The organism is Bradyrhizobium yuanmingense (assembly GCF_029167105.1).
In the GTDB taxonomy this organism is placed as follows: Bacteria; Pseudomonadota; Alphaproteobacteria; order Rhizobiales; family Xanthobacteraceae; genus Bradyrhizobium; species Bradyrhizobium yuanmingense_A.
The window spans coordinates 65,148-82,737 of the sequence record NZ_JARFML010000025.1 but is presented as its reverse complement, the minus strand read 5'-3'; the positions used below and the strand labels follow the sequence as shown (position 1 = coordinate 82,737).

Below are 17,590 nucleotides of genomic sequence, written 5' to 3'. Positions count from 1 at the left end.
CGGAAGCGGGCGGCAAGATGCGGGCCATCGCCGATTACGAAGGGTGCCGAAGCTCTTTGAGTAACGGCAAACGGAGCTGCGGGTCACAGGCCAGCGAAAGCGATTTGCCCTCTGAAATCTGGGATAAGATTAAGAACCATCCCTGCTACAGCGAAGAAGCGCATCATCATTACGCTCGCATGCATGTCGCTGTGGCGCCCGCTTGCAATATCCAGTGCAACTACTGCAATCGCAAATACGACTGCGCCAACGAATCGCGTCCAGGCGTAGTTAGCGAGAAGCTCACTCCTGAGCAGGCGGCCAGAAAGCTGATCGCGGTCGCCACGAGCATTCCACAGCTGAGTGTGCTCGGAATCGCCGGTCCCGGCGATGCCTTGGCCAATCCGAAAAAGACATTCAAGACTTTCGAACTCGTCGCCGCGGCAGCGCCGGACATCAAGTTGTGCCTATCAACAAACGGACTGGACTTGCCTGATCACGTCGACACCATATCCCGGTGCAAAATCGACCACGTCACCATCACCATCAATATGATCGATCCCGAAATCGGTGCCAGGATATACCCGTGGATCTTCTTCAACCATAAGCGCTACACCGGCATCGAAGCTGCAAAAATACTCACCCATCGCCAATTGCAAGGCCTCGAGATGCTCACGGACCGGGGCATCCTGTGCAAGATCAATTCGGTGATGATCCCTGGCATCAACGACCAACACTTGGTCGACGTCAATAGGGCGGTCAAGTCGCGCGGCGCCTTCCTGCATAATATCATGCCGCTGATCTCGGCGCCCGAACACGGCACCGCATTCGGCCTCAACGGGCAGCGAGGCCCGACCGCGCAGGAACTGAAGGCGCTGCAAGATGCTTGCGAAGGCCAGATAAAGATGATGCGGCATTGCCGCCAGTGCCGCGCTGACGCAATCGGCCTTCTCGGAGACGATCGTAGCGCTGAGTTCACCACCGAGAAGATCATAGCCACGGACGTTGAATACGACCTCAAGACTCGCAAGGCTTATCACGCCAAAGTCGAAGATGAGCGTGAGGCGAAGATTGCAGCCAGGCAGGAGGAGCTAGCAACAATCGCTGGCGAGATGAGCGAGATCAAGCTTCTCGCTGCGGTCGCAACAAAAGGCTCAGGACTGATCAATGAGCATTTTGGGCACGCCAGGGAGTTTCAAGTATACGAACTCTCGACATCCGGTGTCAAATTCGTCGGCCACCGCCGTGTCGACCTTTATTGCCGGGGCGGATATGCCGAAGACGATCGGCTGGCGAGGATCATCCGTGCCATCAATGACTGCCATGCTGTATTCGTGGCCAAGATCGGCGGCTGTCCAAGAAAGAATCTGATCAATGCTGGGATCGAGCCGGTCGATCAATACGCGCATGAGTTCATTGAGAAATCGGCGATTGCCTGGTTCAGGTCCTACCTCGATAAGGTGAAAAGCGGAGAGATCCAGCACGTCCAGCGCGGCGACGGCGCGATCCGGGAAGGGTCGCTGATCTCGGCGGCTTAGGAGGTGGTACCAATGCCATTCAAAATCATCTCATCACAGTGTACGGGCTGCTCGGCTTGTGAGCCCTTATGCCCGAACGTTGCAATTTCCGAGAAAGCTGGAACGTTCTTTATTGAGGCAAAGAAGTGCACCGAATGCCTCGGCTATTTTGACGAGCCGCAGTGCGTCGCAGTCTGTCCGGTCGAAAACACCTGCGTCGTCGACACGACATTGCCGCGTTATCAAGGACCAGCGTAAACGTGGCGCTGCGCATCTCGCGCGACGGCTCGGTCTATTGCTGAATGATGAGGAAATAGAGGCTCCGCGCATGGTGGTGAACCATCCTTGTCGGCGTGTTCGCTACGAAGTGGCGAAACGCATCGCGGCTGACGAGTTGATATGTGACATCGAGCGTGAGGACAGTAAGGAGCAGGAGATCCCCCGCACTCGCGGCCTTCCGCCCTACAGGTCGCGGAGCAATGGTGCATGAACAATATCGTTCGGGACAGTGATGTGGTCGAGCTAAGCGGGCCGCCTGCCTTCAGCTTTGGCGAAAAGGTGCGAGCCCGCCTCACCATTCGCAATGACGGCACTTTTCACGGCAAGGAGATTGGAGACATTTTGGCCAAGAAGGGAGACGTTGGTTACGTCATTTCAATCGGCACGTTCCTGCAGCAATTCTATATCTACGGCGTCGAATTTGTTGAAAGCGGCAACCGTGTTGGCATGAAGCGCAAAGAGCTCGATCGGATCGGCGCGTGCGAAGAGATGGATGATCCGCCTTGGCCAGAAGAGGCTGTATCATGATGGAGTCGCGCGTTCCCAAATATCGAGCCGGCCAGCGCGTTAGAACCGCTGTGGATGTTATTAACGACGGCTCAGTGGCCAACGCACCGCCTGATGGAATCCTAGTCCGCGCCGGCGCGATCGGCAAGATTATCCGGGTCTTGATGCATACTGAAGCGAGCGTGCCCATCTATCTCGTCGATTTCGATGAGCCGCTGGTCGTCGGTTGTCTTGAAGAGGAAATCACCGTCGTGTGAGGGAAGGTTCTCGCGATGAAAGTTACGAGAAAGGTGCCAGTCGGGGTGATCGCTCATCCGAACGAGCTCGATCGCAAGAGGATTGAGCGTGCCTTGCTCTCGCGCAAGTACTATCGGTACGTCTCGCCTAACGTAACTCCGGTCAAGGCTGGTTATCTTATCGAGAGTCCCTGCTGCTCGCGCACTATCGACAGAGACGGCGGCCTGATTGATGTCGCTGTATTTCGCTACGACACCGTGAGCCGGACTTGGAAACTGTTTTTCAAGAACCATGCACGGGGAATATGGGAGTTTTACAGCATGTACCACAGATTGGCGTCGGCGATCGACGAGTTGAACACGGACCCTGAGCGGCTCTTCTGGCAGTGATGCTCGTTGGAACAGTCCTGTAGGAGCCACAGTGGCACTCCCCACAGAGCAGTTGATCGAGATCGAACGCCTGCTAGCAACAACTGAGGGGGGTACTAGCGCGGTTGCCGACCTAAGGCGCCGCTTTCCGCAGCTCACCTGGGTTCTATGTGATTCGTCGGATGTCACGGAGGAGCCATTCCGGCGTCTTGCGTGGTTCGATCTGCACCTGATCGATGGATCCGACCAGTGCATCCTGATTACGGCCGACCAGGCGCGGGCGACCGGATTGGTGCTTGCGAGAAGGAATATTGGGCGATGACCGGCATTGGACCCCACAGCGGATATCGTCGATGACGCACATCACTGTCGGCGCGCTCTCTGCTGTCAGAGCAGCATTGTGGTGGCAGCGAATTGCCAATGGGCCGACTGCTGAGCCATTCGAACGAGCGTTTGCCGCCTATTTTAGCCGTAAATATGCTGTTGCGGTTCCGAGCGGCGCCATTTGACTTCTGATTGCGCTGAGGGCGCTCGGTCGGGCTCGGCCAAGCGTGCCCTACGTGTCGGGAGACGATCTATGCCGTCAGTCTCGCGGGTGGACGGGCGTTGTTTGCGACTGTTGGCGCGAACGTTGGCTACGGCGAATGCCGAAGAACGTATCGCGGACAAGACACCGGCGATTACCGCGGGTCCCAATGGCTACCGGGCACCATGGTCTGGGCTGCGCGCGGTCGCGCAACTCAATCGGGTGCCGCTCTTGGCTGAGTCTACCGAGGCGATTCGAAAGACAAGTACGAATTCTTCGGTCGCTGCGACGACCTCGCGGTCCTCGACGTTGTCCAAGCGCTGGTCCTGAGCCGCGGCGGAGGCGGAGCGGGTGGTGACGGGCGACGTCGATCTGGTACTTGGCTTGTGTCGCCATCGCGCGCGCCGTCCGGATGAGCGCACCTCCATCGTAGTCGGCAGGCTGCAGCGGCAGGGCGCAATTGAGCCGCTTATCATCCCACTACATGGGGCGCCCTTGCGCAAAGGGTAGTCGAGGTCACGCAGGCACATCCGTTGTTGCGGCACTGACTGGCGCGGGGATTGCAATTTCGCGTAAGCAAAGGAGCGGGCCGATGAACTGCTGCGATAGTTCGTCGCGGTCCCCGAGAGTCCCCAGGATCCCGCAAAAAAAGCTCCACAGCAATCCCAACGCGCGGACCAAGTCGTGGCGCGCGGCCCACTGAAAAGCTCAAAAATGAGCACGCCGCAATTTAGCTCTTCAGCTTCGGGCTCCGGTTATGAGCTTGGCAAAGAAACGGGAACGATATGAATCCGCAGATCATCATTCACGTCCACTTCGCCTCGAATGGTAGCGTGCTCCAGATCAGCGAGCGCCCACCGAGGCTCACGCCCGATCAATGGTTTCATGTCCTCAACGCCCGTGCCAGCTCTGCTTATCGGCCACTGGCCCATGACCGTGGCCTTTTTTGCCTGACCCGGGCCGCTGTTGATGCCCTCAGACAGCAAACGACAGCACCGGCGTCAACGAAAGATCACCGATAGCGAGGCTGGCTACGAGATTGACGTTTTCCTCTCTCTAGCCGATGCATGCCGAGCGGACTGGCGTCAGGACGTTTGGTCTTTCGCAGGTCGATGACATCGGCGAGCCGCCGGTGCACCAATGTTGAATGCGTCACGATGCTCGTCACCGGCAACAAAGCAAGACGTTGCTGTCGCGAACCTGACGGTGATTGGCATTTGCACGTTGGAAGGTCGAGGCGAATCGGTACATGAGCGAGCATCGCGCTCGACCCTGCGGAGCTTGCAAGAAGAGGGTGGATAGTGGAGTAAACCAAGAAGGACTAAAAGGTCGTGACGGTAGGATCAAACGTTGAGGTCAAGCGTTGAGGCCCTCATGGGAGAAGCCATTTCAAACGCGTAGGGTATCACGTAACTGTTCTCGCCAGCGAGGCCAATGATTGCGGCGCCAGCCTCTCGGGTGCCTGCGCAATCGACAGTGGCATGGGGCAGCATCATGTCAGGTGTGCGTGCGCTAAGGAAAGATACTTTGAGGTTTAGGTCCCATGGTGGCGCTGTCCACTCGCCAGCGACCGTTCATTGGATGACCTTGATGCCAAGGGCGTTCCGCGACGCAAAAAGTGGCTGATCACTCGTGTTAGTCGCGTCCGTCACCTCATACTGATGCCCACAATGCCTCGCCCCAGATGCGAACGGAACGGGCTCGGGTCTCTGGAGTCGAGCGAGATGACGGTTCTTTGAATCGTCCTCGCGCTCGACGCTTGATCCAAACCTGTTTCGACCCGCGGAAAATCAAACGAGTGTCAGAACCTGTATGTGATGCCGCCGCTCACCAGCCATGGGTCTATGTTGGCCTGTCCGGTGACTGGAATTGTGTTGTTCACAGTTGCCGAATAATCCGGTCTCAGCCACAGCTTCTTCACATCGAAGTTGAGGCCCCAATGGCGATCGACCATGTAATCGAAGCCGAATTGGATCGCAGGGGCAACCCGGTTGCTAATATGCAGATCCGTCACGGCAAGACCAGCGAACCGCGTATTGGCAGAGGATTGGTTGAAGAATACCGAGTAATTGATGCCCGCGCCGACGTATGGCTTAAAAGCGCCGAAATCGGTGAAGTGATATTGCAGCGTCAGCGTCGGCGGCAACAGCGAGGCTTTCCCGATATCGAGCCCATCGAGAGCTCTGGTGCCTGTGATGTGATGCCTGGTCACGCCGAGAATGAGTTCGGCAGCGACGTTCCTGGTGAAGAAATAAGTGATATCGAGTTCCGGTACGATTTGATCGCTGATCGAGAGCGTGGAGTTCGGCGAGGACAGGGACGGGACACCAGCGACGTTGACCGAGCTCGCCCCGGCGTCGGGCAGAACGCCGAGTACACGTAAGCGGATCATCCAGGGATTGAAAGCTTCGATACGGGGCGCTTTGGTATAGAGGGGCGCCGGCGCCAGATCAGCAGCCTGTACCGGCATGATGCCTCCACCGAGCGCCGCAGCCACCACGACAGGCGCCGCGGTCATCAGCATTGTTTTTGTTCTCATCGAATTCTCCATTCCCAATCTAGCGCGAGGAGTCGCGCGATACTTGTGTGACACAGAGAGATGGCAAACAGTTTGATGCCAATCAAATCTCGCGGCTCGTGGCACGGAGTGTTTTGTCACGATGCATAAGGATCACCGCTGTGAAGCGTGGTGCGTCTTCCCGAATCCTCATTCGTCTCCACGTTTCGTCTGAGCTGCGCCTCAAAGTTCGGACTTGCGCAGGGGATCTCGGTCCTTCTCGGCCGCCAATACCTCTATCCGGTCAATCGCTGGCGATCGCAACCCGACAGGCATTGTCGTTCCTCACGTCCGCGAGGACCCGCTTGCAAAACGAGTGGCAATTCCCGTTCCACATCCGAGCGAACCGCACGTCAGGAAGGGGCCATGCGTGATGCCAATTCTTGTTCGGTGTCTGACAGGAGGGAGTCGTGTCGCGTTCAAAACACCTTGTGCAGTTCAAAGGCTCGTCGGGGCTTTCAAAACGAAAACAGATGCTTGAGAAGGAAAAGCGAGCGCTGGCACGGTGATTGCAAACCAGGATGGTGCAACACTGAGCGAGGGCTGAGTGCACGCAGACGCGCAAGACGAGCGATGCTCTCCTTCCCCCCGTGTGCCCAGTTTCTGTGAGAGAAACAAGCTCGCGCGCCCAACAGCGCGCAACTTTGGCAAACCGGATGATGGAGAGCACACATGACTTCACTGAGACAAATCGCATTCTACGGCAAAGGTGGCATCGGAAAGTCGACCACTTCGCAAAACACGCTGGCTGCGCTGGCGGAGATGGGTCACAGAATCCTGATCGTAGGCTGCGATCCTAAGGCGGATTCGACCCGCCTGATCCTGCACGCGAAGGCGCAGGACACCATCTTAAGCCTCGCAGCGAACGCTGGCAGCGTAGAAGACCTCGAACTCGAGGACGTGATGAAGATCGGCTACAAGGACATCCGTTGCGTGGAGTCGGGCGGGCCCGAGCCTGGTGTCGGCTGCGCTGGGCGCGGTGTCATCACCTCGATCAATTTCCTGGAGGAGAATGGCGCATATGAGAATATCGATTACGTCTCCTACGACGTGCTCGGCGACGTTGTCTGCGGCGGTTTTGCGATGCCAATCCGCGAGAACAAGGCGCAGGAGATTTATATCGTGATGTCCGGTGAGATGATGGCGATGTATGCCGCCAACAACATCTCCAAAGGCATCCTGAAGTACGCGAACTCTGGCGGCGTGCGGCTCGGCGGTCTGATCTGCAACGAGCGGCAGACCGATAAGGAGTTGGAACTGGCTGAGGCGCTGGCCAAGAAGCTCGGGACCCAGCTGATCTACTTCGTGCCGCGGGACAACGTCGTACAGCATGCGGAGCTACGCCGCATGACCGTGCTGGAATATGCGCCCGACAGCGAGCAGGCCGATCACTATCGTAATCTGGCGACCAAGATCCATAACAATGGCGGCAAGGGCATCATCCCGACGCCTATCTCCATGGATGAGCTTGAGGATATGCTCATGGAGCACGGAATCATGAAGGCGGTTGACGAATCTATCATCGGCAAGACTGCCGCCGAGCTCGCGGCCTCGTAAAGGCCGCGAGTCGCGGCCTCGCAAGGGCGCGCGACGGATGCCGGTCTCCCTATTTCCCCCTTCCCTCAGGGGGACCGGCATTTCGATTGAGAAGCTCCTGAGCTGAACCAGGACGCGTGATCAGACATGAAGCGGCGTACAGCGGTTAAAAACTCGCCAAGCATGCTCGAAGCGCAACTCTTTTCCTTTACGGGGGCCTGTGCCACTGAGGCGACCCCTCAAGTAGGCGCCATTACGACGTATCGCCTGCTCACCGGCAGGTATCCCGCAGAGGCCGATATCACGAGCGACAGCAATTTCGATCGCCATGCGCTAGCGTCTATTCTGGCGGCTGCCACGATGGATGGTGGTTCAGTTCCAGAGCAGGCGGGCGTGACCGGCAAGGAGCTGGCGGCATTGCTGGAGCACTACTTCCCTTCGATCGACATCACAGACGATAAGCAGCTGTCCCATTTCAACTGCCATGAGGACGAGGAGGTCGCACTGATTCGTGATCTTCTGCTCGCGCACCGATCGACTGAAGGCAAGATTGGAGGATGGCTTGCTGCGATGGTTGCACGTCGTGCCATAGAGGCAAACCACCTCTGGGAAGATCTCGGATTGCGTGATCGCGAGGAACTCTCCCGCTTGCTAAACCGTCATTTCGCGCCGCTCGCCGCGCGCAATATCAACAATATGCGATGGAAGCGTTTCTTCTATCGAACGTTGTGCGAGAACGATGGCCTCGTGATGTGCACCACGCCTGTGTGCACGCAATGTAACGAGTTCAACGTCTGCTTTGGCGCTGAAGATGGCGAGAGCCGGATGGCAGAGCGCCGGCGTGACGTTCTACGGCAGGCGCCTAGTCCGATCATCGACAACAGGGTTATCTGAGGCGAACCTTATGTCCGTTGGCATGTCTCGCATCGACGGCTGCACAAGACTCGAAGGTTGCGGCGAAGCAAGGCATCCGCCGGGTGGCTTCTTCCGGCCTTGCGGACTATGTCTCGTAACACTGTGCGAGGAGATCGCTCGAAGTGACGCTACCGTGGACGCGACAGCGTTTAATCGTAAGCGGGCAATCGTTGGCGGGCTTTGCCGAAGATGACGCTTTGGCAGATCGCGCAGTATATGCTTTTGCGACCGCTTACTATCTACAGCACGTTAGACCACCTAAGCGGCTAGCTTGCGCCGGATCGGGTCTCATGCAGTGCAAAGGGTATTGCGAACCCAACAGGACGTTAGCACCACGAGCTCATCGACGAGGACTTGTCATGAAATCCGCAGAACTCGTTCTCCTGATTGCGGTAGATGCAGGAGACGCTCCCAGGACCACTAGCTGTTCAAGGATTGGCCTATCCATCCGTGCGGCCTATTGGTCCGCGCACCAATGATAATGTGAGGCGCTGTTTTACTGCCTCGCATCTACAACAATCTGTTCGTAGCGAAGAATATTGGGTCTCCAAGGCGTTGAAGTCGCGGCCGGCTGGCATGCGAGATGCTGAATCGGTACTTGGTCAAACAAAGCAAGCAAGGAGCTTCTCATGATCGTTGCCGCCACTGCTGTTCAACGATCGTCCGAGACGGCAACGGCCAGGCCAATCGTGCTCAACGACACGACACTGCGCGACGGCGAGCAGGCCCCCGGGGTTGCGTTCACCGTTGAGGAAAAGCTAGCGATCGCGCAGGCGCTGGCGCGAGCTGGTGTTACTGAGCTCGAGGCGGGAACGCCTGCAATGGGCTCGGACGAGATCGCTGCGATTCGCGCAATTGTGGAGGCGGGTCTTCCGCTCACCGCTATCGGATGGTGCCGAATGCGTGAAGCCGATGTCGACGCGGCGAAGGAGGCGAACGTTTCAATGGTCAATATCTCGACCCCAGCCTCCGATGTTCAGATCGCGGCCAAGATTGGCGGTGACCGCGAACTGGCGCTGGAAAAGATCAAGCGAGTGGTTGGTTATGCCCGTGAGCGAGGGCTAGAGGTCGCGGTCGGCGGTGAGGACTCATCTCGCGCCGATGTTGAGTTTCTCATCAAGCTGATCGCCACGGCTAAGGCAGCGGGTGCCCGTCGCTTTCGCATTGCCGACACGCTTGGTGTGCTAGATCCCGATTCCACTCACGCTCTGGTCCGCCATTTGCGTGCCGCCACCGATCTTGAGCTCGAATTCCATGGTCACGACGATCTCGGGCTCGCGACTGCCAACACGCTTGCTGCCATCAATAGCGGCGTGAGCCACGCATCCGTGACAGTCATCGGGCTGGGAGAGCGTGCAGGCAATGCGCCGCTAGAGGAAGTCGCAGTCGCACTCAAACAGCTCTACGGATGCGAGACCGGCATCCAGCTGCCGGAGCTCGAGAATGTCGCGGCGGTGGTCGCGGCTGCGGCTTCACGTGCGATTCCTCCGAACAAGGCGATCGTGGGTGAGCATGTGTTCACTCATGAATCTGGAATTCATGTCAATGGCCTGTTGAAGGACAAACGCACCTATCAGTCGCTTGATCCCCATCTGCTTGGTCGCTCTAACCGGTTTGTGATGGGCAAGCATTCAGGGCTTTCATCGCTCACCTCGTTGCTTGATGAATTTCAGCTTGCGGCCAGCGCAGATGAGGCAAGACAAATCCTTTCGCGGGTGCGGAAGCATGCCGTTGAGCACAAGCGGGCGGTTCAGCGCGAGACGTTGATCGCAATCTGGCGCGACGTTCGCGAACGCTCGTCGGTCCGTCACGGGCAGGGCCAACATGTCGGGTGACTGCCCTCTCGGGTTCGAGTCACCTGCGGAAAATCCGCGCGCACTACCACCTGACGCCGGAGCCTGTCCGCGCCATCATTGCCATACTGCCGTAGCTAAGAGACTTTCTGCAAGCGGTTTGGCCATACATAAGGGGAGTGCAACTGGGGCCGCGCGATTATCAAGCTGAGCGCGGCTTCGACCAGAAAGTGCGCGGCCCTGACCGAAAGGAGAGTTTTCGATGAGCAACAAGCCAATGACAACCGGCATCCTGGATCGGCTCAACAAGGCGTCCTCTGCGGAAGAGTTTTTCGCGCTGCTTGGCGTGGATTACGATCCCAAGGTCGTCAATATCGCACGCCTGCATATCTTAAGGCGCATGGGCCAATATCTCGGCAAGGAACAGTTCGTCGACGCGACGGAGGCGGAGGTCACAGCTCGATGCAAGACGATGCTGGAACGAGCCTATGCCGACTTCGTAGCGTCCTCACCGCTTGAGCAACGTGTGTTCAAAGTCCTGCAGGATGCGATCGTAGAGCCCAAGAAGACGGCAGCGTTCGTGCCGTTGAATGAGCTGAAGTGACCTCTCGGCCTGTGTCGCTCTGCCCCTGTCGTGACCGTCCTTGCGCAAGTCGTTCCCTTTATCCAGATCGGCTCCGCAGCAGTGGGCAAACGCGGTACTTGTCGGATACCAAACAATGTCCGGTGTTGTCATGTCCACCGTGCTGATAGTCAGTATCAAGTTCTCTCAAGTCATTGCGTCGCCACCAGATATTTGATGGTGTCGTTTGCTGGTACGACATTTGCTGTCGTCCTGGGACCAGCGTCATTGACGCCGAACACACCCATGTCGTTATGAGGTTTGAGGAAGAACAAATGACATTGCCTATGTTGTACACCGCTTTTGCGGCCATCATGTGGGCCTCGCTCGCGGGCATGCTCGAGATTGACCTAATTGTTGTTGAGGCCGGCTTTGGCCGAAAGGTGCCGGCCAATGGCTAGCTCAAGCGTCAACACTACATCTGGACACGGCATGCAGGCGATCGCTTGCGTTCCCCCAGATCCGCGTCCACTCAATGGCCAGCAGCGATTTGCGCCAGCGTGGCCGCCCAAAAGCAGGGGTCCGTACGAGGTGTTCGCGCTGGAGGCCGCGCACGAATTGCATCACTTGTTCAATCCCGACTACGCGAAGGCCGGACTGTACGTGCCGCACAAGGAACGGATCTGTCTAGTCGACAGTGCCGGAAGGAACGAGCAAGAATCATTGCGGTGCGCTGCCGGCAGCGCCGGAGCTACCCGTAGAGGAATCGCGCAGGAGGCCAGCGTGGAGAACGTTTTGACGAAGGGTCCTGGGCGGCATGTGGGCCGTGGTCAAGCGTCTCTTTGTACCATCGGCTCGCATTATCAAGGTAAGGGCTGACGGGGCCCCCGCAAGCAACACGCCAGTTGCTGATCCGAGCCTTCTTCGACAGTCAACTCACGCTGGAAAGCGATTTGCGCCTAAGGTGCGCAGGTTCTGAGGGGATCCAAGGGTATGACCAACCTTACCAATCCGGTGGTGCCGGCCGGGTCCGGCCGGGCTGCAGCCAAAAGAGAGCTGCCGGAGCACTTTAAGGCCTATAAGCATGTCTGGGTTTTCATCGAGCAGGAGCGCGGACAGGTGCACCCCGTTTCCTGGGAGCTTATGGGAGCGGGCCGCAGACTTGCTGACAAGCTGAAGGTTGACCTTGCAGCCGTGGTAATCGGCTCAGAAGGTGAGGCCACGCGCAACGCCGCTCTTGAATCCTTCTGCTACGGCGCCGATCTGACATATCTCGTGGCCGACAATGTGCTATCGGAATATCGCAACGAATCCTACACCAAGGCGCTAACGGAACTGGTCAACAAGTACAAGCCCGAAATCTTGCTGTTGGGCGCCACTACACTTGGCCGCGATCTCGCCGGTTCTGTGGCGACAACGCTGCTGACGGGTCTGACCGCCGACTGCACGGCTCTTGACGTTGACGCGGATGGCTCGCTTGCGGCTACACGTCCGACTTTCGGCGGCTCACTGCTTTGCACGATCTACACTTTGAACTACCGGCCCCAAATGGCAACCGTCCGACCGCGCGTCATGCCAATGCCCGACCGTGTCATTCGCGATGCCGCTCGCATTATTATTCATCCACTTGGTCTCATTGAGGATGATATCGTTACCAAGGTGCTCTCGTTCGTTCCGGACCGCGATTCCGAAACGTCTAATCTGGCCTATGCCGATGCGGTGGTTGCCGGAGGTTTGGGGCTGGGATCGCCGGAGAACTTTCACTTTGTACGCCAACTCGCAGCAGCCCTGGGAGCGGAGTACGGTTGCTCGCGTCCTTTGGTACAAAGGGGTTGGGTTACGTCTGACCGACAGATCGGGCAGACAGGAAAGACCATCCGGCCAAAGCTCTATATCGCAGCTGGCATTTCCGGAGCAATCCAACATCGGGTCGGTATCGAGGGCGCCGATCTGATCGTCGCCATCAATACTGACAAGAACGCGCCGATCTTCGACTTCGCCCACATCGCGATCGTTCATGATGCTGTGCAGCTATTACCGGCGCTGACGGCTTCGTTTCGAGCGCGGCTTTTGCCGAATGCGCGTGCCTGTATTGCGAGCTAGGGAGGTAGTCATGATCGATGAGAGGTTCGATTCAATCGTGGTCGGCGCCGGCATGGCTGGCAACGCGGCGGCGCTGGCCATGGCCCGCAGCGGTATGAAGGTGCTACAGCTTGAGCGCGGCGAGTATGCAGGTTCGAAAAACGTGCAGGGCGCAATCCTCTATGCGGATATGATGGAAAAGCTGATTCCGGATTTTCGGGAGGAGGCGCCGCTTGAACGTCATTTGGTCGAGCAGCGCTTCTGGATGATGGATGACCGCTCCCACGTCGGCATGCACTACCGCTCCGACGAATTCAATGAAGAACGGCCGAACCGCTACACCATCATCCGCGCGCAGTTCGACAAATGGTTCTCATCGAAAGTACGCGAGGCTGGCGCGATCGTCCTGTACGAGACCACAGTCACCGAACTTGCCCGGGACGACCATGGAAAGGTGATCGGTGTCCGTACAGATCGTCAAGACGGCGAAATACATGCCGATGTCGTGGTGTTGGCCGAAGGCGTTAACGGCCTGCTGGGGACGCGCGCGGGCCTGCGTGAACGGCCGACACCCGACAAAGTTGCCCTCGCCGTAAAGGAAATGCATTTCTTGCCGCGGGAGAGCATTGAGGCTCGTTTCAATCTCAAGGGCGACGAAGGGCTAGTGATCGAGGCGGCGGGTACGATTTCTCGTGGTATGACCGGTATGGGCTTTATCTATGCCAACAAGGAATGCATTTCACTCGGCATCGGTTGTCTTGTCGCCGACTTCCAGCGCACGGGCGAAACGCCTTACGGATTGCTCGATCACTTCAAAAAGCATCCATCAGTAGCGCCTCTGATCGCCGGCTCCGAGGTCAAAGAATATTCAGCGCATCTCATTCCTGAAGGTGGCTACAAGGCAATCCCGCAGCTTTATGGTGAGGGCTGGTTGGTGGTTGGCGATGCGGCGCAACTCAACAATGCCATTCATCGCGAGGGCTCCAACCTCGCCATGACCTCAGGTCGCATCGCGGCCGAAGCAATTGTCCAGGTCAAGTCGCGCCGCGATCCCATGACGGCGACAAATCTGTCGCTCTACAAGAAGATGTTGGACAATTCTTTCGTCATGAAAGACCTCAAGAAGTACAAGGATCTACCGAAGCTGATGCACACAAATTCGCAAAGTTTCTTTCTCACCTACCCGCAGCTCGTCTCCAGCGCGATGCAAAACTTCGTACGCGTCGATGGTACGCCCAAGATCGAGAAAGAGAAGGTGACGGTGAAATCCTTCGTAAAGGCACGGTCGTGGTCAGGTCTGTTCAGCGATGCCTGCCGGCTTGCCCGTGCGTGGCGCTGACGAAATCAGACATTGAAGCGGAACAAAGGAGGTTAACGCATGAATGAGTCGTCGGTGCGCGTCGAGGACAAGCTATATTACAATCGTTATCTTGTGGACGTCGGTCGTCCCCACGTCAAGGTGCGCGCGCACAAAAACCCCTCACGGCAGCTATTATCGCTTTTGAAGGCCTGCCCTGCGCGTTGCTACGAACTCAATGAGGCGGGACAGGTCGAAGTAACTGTCGATGGCTGTATCGAATGCGGCACGTGCCGCGTGATCGCTGAGCCTAGCGGCGAGATCGAATGGAATTATCCCCGTGGCGGATATGGGGTGCTATTCAAGTTTGGATGAACTTGAATGAGGATGGCGGTGTGATCGCGCGTCAGCGAGACGACTAAGGCCGTGACCCACATTCCCAGCGAACGGTTTGGCGAAGACCCGCAGGTAAAAGAGCCTTCGTCGGTGCTGCTACCCGAACACCATCGACAAGTCACGCGGTTTGCGTCCCTAAGTTCACAAACGAAGTGCAACAACTTCCTGGAGGATGTGTTGCCATGGGGGCGGAGTTACGAGCAGCTGTCGCTTGACGATCGATGCGAGATTGCCAGCCTATCGTCCAATGGCAGCTCGGTCCGGCAAATCGCGGCAGCTCTGGATCGCTCGCCATCAACAATCTCGAGAACTGAAGCGCAGTCGGGGCAAGCAGGTCGACTACAAGGCTAGCTATGCCGAACAAAGGGCACGAGCTCGGCGCTGAACGGGCTCTCGCCTCGACCGGGAGCCCGGCCTGCCCCGCGCGGTGTTGGAGCGCCTCGGACAGGGCTGGTCACGCCCCGCGCTGTCGAGCAGGTCGCACGCCGGCTCGCCCGCGACAATGGCCGCAAGGTGATCTCCTACGAGACCATCTACCACTTCATCTACGCCCAGCTCCGGCGTACCTCGGACTACAGCTGGCGCCGCTATCTGCCGCGCGGCAAGAGCAAGCGCGGCTGTCGCGGCAAAAAGGAGGGCAGTCCCGCAAGCTTCATCGAAGGCCCTCTTTCACTGGCTGAACGGCCCGTAGAGGCCGCCGATCGCAATGCCCCCCGGCCATTGGGAGGCGGATCTGATGATGTTCTCAAAATACGGTCAGGCCGTCCTCACTGTGCATGAGCGGACCTCGCGCCTGCTGCTCGGCATCCGCCTCGGCAGCAAGCTTGCCGTTGCGCTCGCCGGGACGACGGCGAGGGTATGGCTTACACCCCGGCCTACGCTATCCCCGCCGCCCATAGCGCAAACGCGTACACGATCGCCACCTCGTCCAACCGCTTAAACCGCCCGGAGGCGCCGCCGTGGCCGGCGCCCATGTTGGTGCGCAGCAGCACCGGGCCGCCGCCGCTCATGGTGGCGCGCAGGCGTGCGATCCATTTTGGCGGGCTCCCAATAGGTGACGCGGGGATCAGTCAGTCCGCCCATTGCCAGGGTCGCCGGATAGTCCTTGGCCGCGACGTTGTCGTAAGGCGAATACGACAGGATGGTGCGGAAATCCTTCTCGCTCTCGATCGGGTTGCCCCATTCCGGCCATTCCGGCGGCGTCAGCGGCAGCGTGTCGTCGAGCATGGTGTTGAGCACGTCGACGAACGGCACCTCCGCGACGATGCCGGCGAACAATTCGCCGGCGCGGTTGGCGACCGCGCCCATCAGCATGCCGCCGGCCGAGCCGCCATGGCCGATGATGCGCTTGGCGCTGGTGTATTTCGCATCGATCAGCGCCCGCGCACCAGCGCCGAAATCGTCGAAGCTGTTGGTCTTCTTCTCGCGCTTGCCGTCTAGATACCAGCCCCAGCCCTTGTCGGCGCCGCCGCGGATATGGGCGATGGCATAGACGAAGCCGCGGTCGACCAGCGACAGGCGGTTGGCGCTGAACGAAGCCGGCATGGCCATGCCGTAGGAGCCGTAGCCGTAGAGCAACAGCGGCGCCGCGCCGTCGAGCGTCAGTCCGCGGCGATAGAGGATCGAGACCGGCACCTCGGCGCCATCATGCGATTTCGCCATGATGCGCGTGGTGACGTAGTCGGCCGGGTTATGGCCGGACGGAATCTCCTGCCGCTTGCGCAAGGTGCGCGTGCGTTTGACCATGTCGTAATCATAGACTTCCGACGGTGTCGTCATCGACGAATAGGAAAAGCGCAGATTGGTCGTCTCGAACTCGTAGGAGCCCATCGTGTCGAGCGCGTAAGCCGCCTCGTCGAAGGCGATGGCATGCTCCTCGTTTGAGACGAGATCGCGGATCACGACCGACGGCAGCGCATTGGCGCGCTCGAGCCGCACCAGATGGCCAGCATAGAGATCGAGGTCGATGATGTAGATGCCGGGCCGATACGGGATCAAATCGCGCCAGTTCTTGCGCTCGGGCGCGTGAAGCGGGGCGGTGACGATCTTGAAATCGATGGCGTCGTCGGCATTGGTGAGGATGAAGAGCCCGTCGCCGCGGTCGGCGAGCGAATATTGCACGCCCTCTTCGCGCGCAGCGACGAGGCGCGGCGGCGCCTCGGGATTGGCGAGATCGATCAGCCGCTGCTCGCTAGTCTCGTGATCGCCGCCCGCGATGACGCAGAAGCGGCCGCTGGTGCTTTCATGCAGGTGGGTGAACCAGCCGGCATCCTGCTCCTCATAGACCAGCGTGTCGTCGGCCTGCTTGGTGCCGAGCTTGTGCCGCCACACCTGCATCGGCCGATGATTGTCGTCGAGCTTCACATAGAAGAAGGACTTGGCATCCGCGGCCCAGACCACGCCGCCGTCGGTCTCCTCGACGAGATCGTCGAGATCCTTGCCCGTCGCCCAGTCGCGCACGCGGATGGAAAAATATTCGGAGCCCTTGGTGTCGGCGCTCCAGGCCTGCAGCTTGTGATCGTAGGAGTGGCGGCTGCCGCCGAACTTGAAATATTGGTGGTCCTTGGCGAGCGCGTCGCCGTCGAGCACGATATGGCCTTCGCCGCCGTCGCGCGGCATGCGTCCGAACAGCTCGTGCTGCCCGCCCTCGCGAACCTGCGGAAATAGGCGAACGGCCCATCCGGTGACGGCACGCTGGAATCGTCCTCCTTGATCCGCGCGCGCATCTCGCGCACCAGCGTCTTCTGCAGGCCCGAGGTGTGGCCGAGCAGGCTCTCGGTGTAGGCGTTCTCCTCGTCGAGATATTTGCGGATATCAGGATCGAGCACGGCGGGATCGCGCAGCACCTCCTGCCAGTTCGCGTCCTTCAGCCAGGCATAATCGTCAGTCACGGTGATGCCGTGCCGCGTGAAGGAATGCAGCCGGCGTAGGGCGACGGGGGCTGGGAAGATGTTCTGGCTTGTATCACTCGATCCTCGTTCAACTATGTACTCGCGATGTCGCCGCTCTTCCCTCTCCCCGCAAGCGAGGGCGAGGGAA

The 17,590-nt window shown here is 58.7% G+C and carries 16 protein-coding genes and 1 pseudogene; 15 read left to right on the top strand and 2 right to left on the bottom strand.

Annotation, left to right across the window (positions count from 1 at the left end; all coding sequences use genetic code 11):
• Positions 1–17: 17 nt before the first annotated feature.
• From nifB to P0R31_RS27950, 6 genes are all read left to right on the top strand, one after another.
• Complete coding sequence (nifB, locus tag P0R31_RS27980; protein WP_430516869.1) at positions 18–1,517, top strand: nitrogenase cofactor biosynthesis protein NifB; 1,500 nt, start codon at positions 18–20, stop codon at positions 1,515–1,517.
• 12 nt (positions 1,518–1,529) lie between these two features.
• Complete coding sequence (locus P0R31_RS27975; RefSeq protein ID WP_275517604.1) at positions 1,530–1,754, top strand: 4Fe-4S binding protein; 225 nt, start codon at positions 1,530–1,532, stop codon at positions 1,752–1,754.
• 228 nt (positions 1,755–1,982) lie between these two features.
• Complete coding sequence (locus tag P0R31_RS27970) at positions 1,983–2,303, top strand: nitrogen fixation protein NifZ (protein ID WP_275517603.1); 321 nt, start codon at positions 1,983–1,985, stop codon at positions 2,301–2,303.
• On the top strand, positions 2,300–2,539 hold the full coding sequence (locus tag P0R31_RS27965; protein WP_275517602.1) for a nitrogen fixation protein NifZ: 240 nt from the start codon (positions 2,300–2,302) through the stop codon (positions 2,537–2,539). The genes P0R31_RS27970 and P0R31_RS27965 overlap by 4 nt, the downstream gene beginning before the upstream one ends.
• Before the next feature lie 15 nt (positions 2,540–2,554).
• Positions 2,555–2,908 (top strand): DUF3024 domain-containing protein, encoded by a 354-nt coding sequence (locus tag P0R31_RS27960; RefSeq protein ID WP_260380862.1) that lies wholly within the window; start codon positions 2,555–2,557, stop codon positions 2,906–2,908.
• A 332-nt stretch (positions 2,909–3,240) separates the two neighbouring features.
• A complete protein-coding gene (locus tag P0R31_RS27950; RefSeq protein ID WP_275517598.1) occupies positions 3,241–3,396 on the top strand; it encodes a DegT/DnrJ/EryC1/StrS family aminotransferase in 156 nt (51 codons plus the stop codon).
• Positions 3,397–5,214: 1,818 nt separating this feature from the next.
• On the opposite strand, the gene P0R31_RS27945 is transcribed toward P0R31_RS27950, so the two are convergent.
• Complete coding sequence (locus P0R31_RS27945; protein WP_430516868.1) at positions 5,215–5,937, bottom strand: OmpW/AlkL family protein; 723 nt, start codon at positions 5,935–5,937, stop codon at positions 5,215–5,217.
• 705 nt (positions 5,938–6,642) lie between these two features.
• On the opposite strand from P0R31_RS27945, the gene nifH reads away from it, so the two are divergent.
• From nifH to P0R31_RS41120, 9 genes are all read left to right on the top strand, one after another.
• Positions 6,643–7,527, top strand: a complete 885-nt coding sequence (gene nifH / locus P0R31_RS27940) for a nitrogenase iron protein (RefSeq protein WP_157286127.1) — start codon at positions 6,643–6,645, stop codon at positions 7,525–7,527.
• A gap of 126 nt (positions 7,528–7,653) precedes the next feature.
• Positions 7,654–8,400, top strand: coding sequence for a nitrogen fixation protein NifQ (locus tag P0R31_RS27935; protein WP_275517596.1), 747 nt, complete (start codon positions 7,654–7,656; stop codon positions 8,398–8,400).
• A 650-nt stretch (positions 8,401–9,050) separates the two neighbouring features.
• A complete protein-coding gene (gene nifV, locus P0R31_RS27930; RefSeq protein WP_275517594.1) occupies positions 9,051–10,256 on the top strand; it encodes a homocitrate synthase in 1,206 nt (401 codons plus the stop codon).
• A 220-nt stretch (positions 10,257–10,476) separates the two neighbouring features.
• A complete protein-coding gene (gene nifW, locus P0R31_RS27925; protein WP_246732393.1) occupies positions 10,477–10,818 on the top strand; it encodes a nitrogenase stabilizing/protective protein NifW in 342 nt (113 codons plus the stop codon).
• Positions 10,819–11,111: 293 nt separating this feature from the next.
• Positions 11,112–11,237, top strand: coding sequence for a hypothetical protein (locus P0R31_RS27920; protein WP_275517593.1), 126 nt, complete (start codon positions 11,112–11,114; stop codon positions 11,235–11,237).
• Between the two features lie 532 nt (positions 11,238–11,769).
• Entirely contained in the window at positions 11,770–12,879 is a 1,110-nt protein-coding gene (locus tag P0R31_RS27915; protein WP_157286124.1) for an electron transfer flavoprotein subunit alpha/FixB family protein, read from the top strand.
• A 10-nt stretch (positions 12,880–12,889) separates the two neighbouring features.
• Positions 12,890–14,197, top strand: a complete 1,308-nt coding sequence (locus P0R31_RS27910; protein WP_275517591.1) for an FAD-dependent oxidoreductase — start codon at positions 12,890–12,892, stop codon at positions 14,195–14,197.
• A 39-nt stretch (positions 14,198–14,236) separates the two neighbouring features.
• Positions 14,237–14,530, top strand: a complete 294-nt coding sequence (locus P0R31_RS27905) for a ferredoxin family protein (RefSeq protein WP_275517590.1) — start codon at positions 14,237–14,239, stop codon at positions 14,528–14,530.
• A 51-nt stretch (positions 14,531–14,581) separates the two neighbouring features.
• A complete protein-coding gene (locus P0R31_RS41120; protein WP_430516866.1) occupies positions 14,582–14,902 on the top strand; it encodes a helix-turn-helix domain-containing protein in 321 nt (106 codons plus the stop codon).
• A gap of 524 nt (positions 14,903–15,426) precedes the next feature.
• Here the strand turns inward: P0R31_RS41120 and P0R31_RS27900 are convergent.
• Positions 15,427–17,502 (bottom strand): annotated as a pseudogene (locus P0R31_RS27900) (S9 family peptidase).
• Between the last annotated feature and the right edge of the window lie 88 nt (positions 17,503–17,590).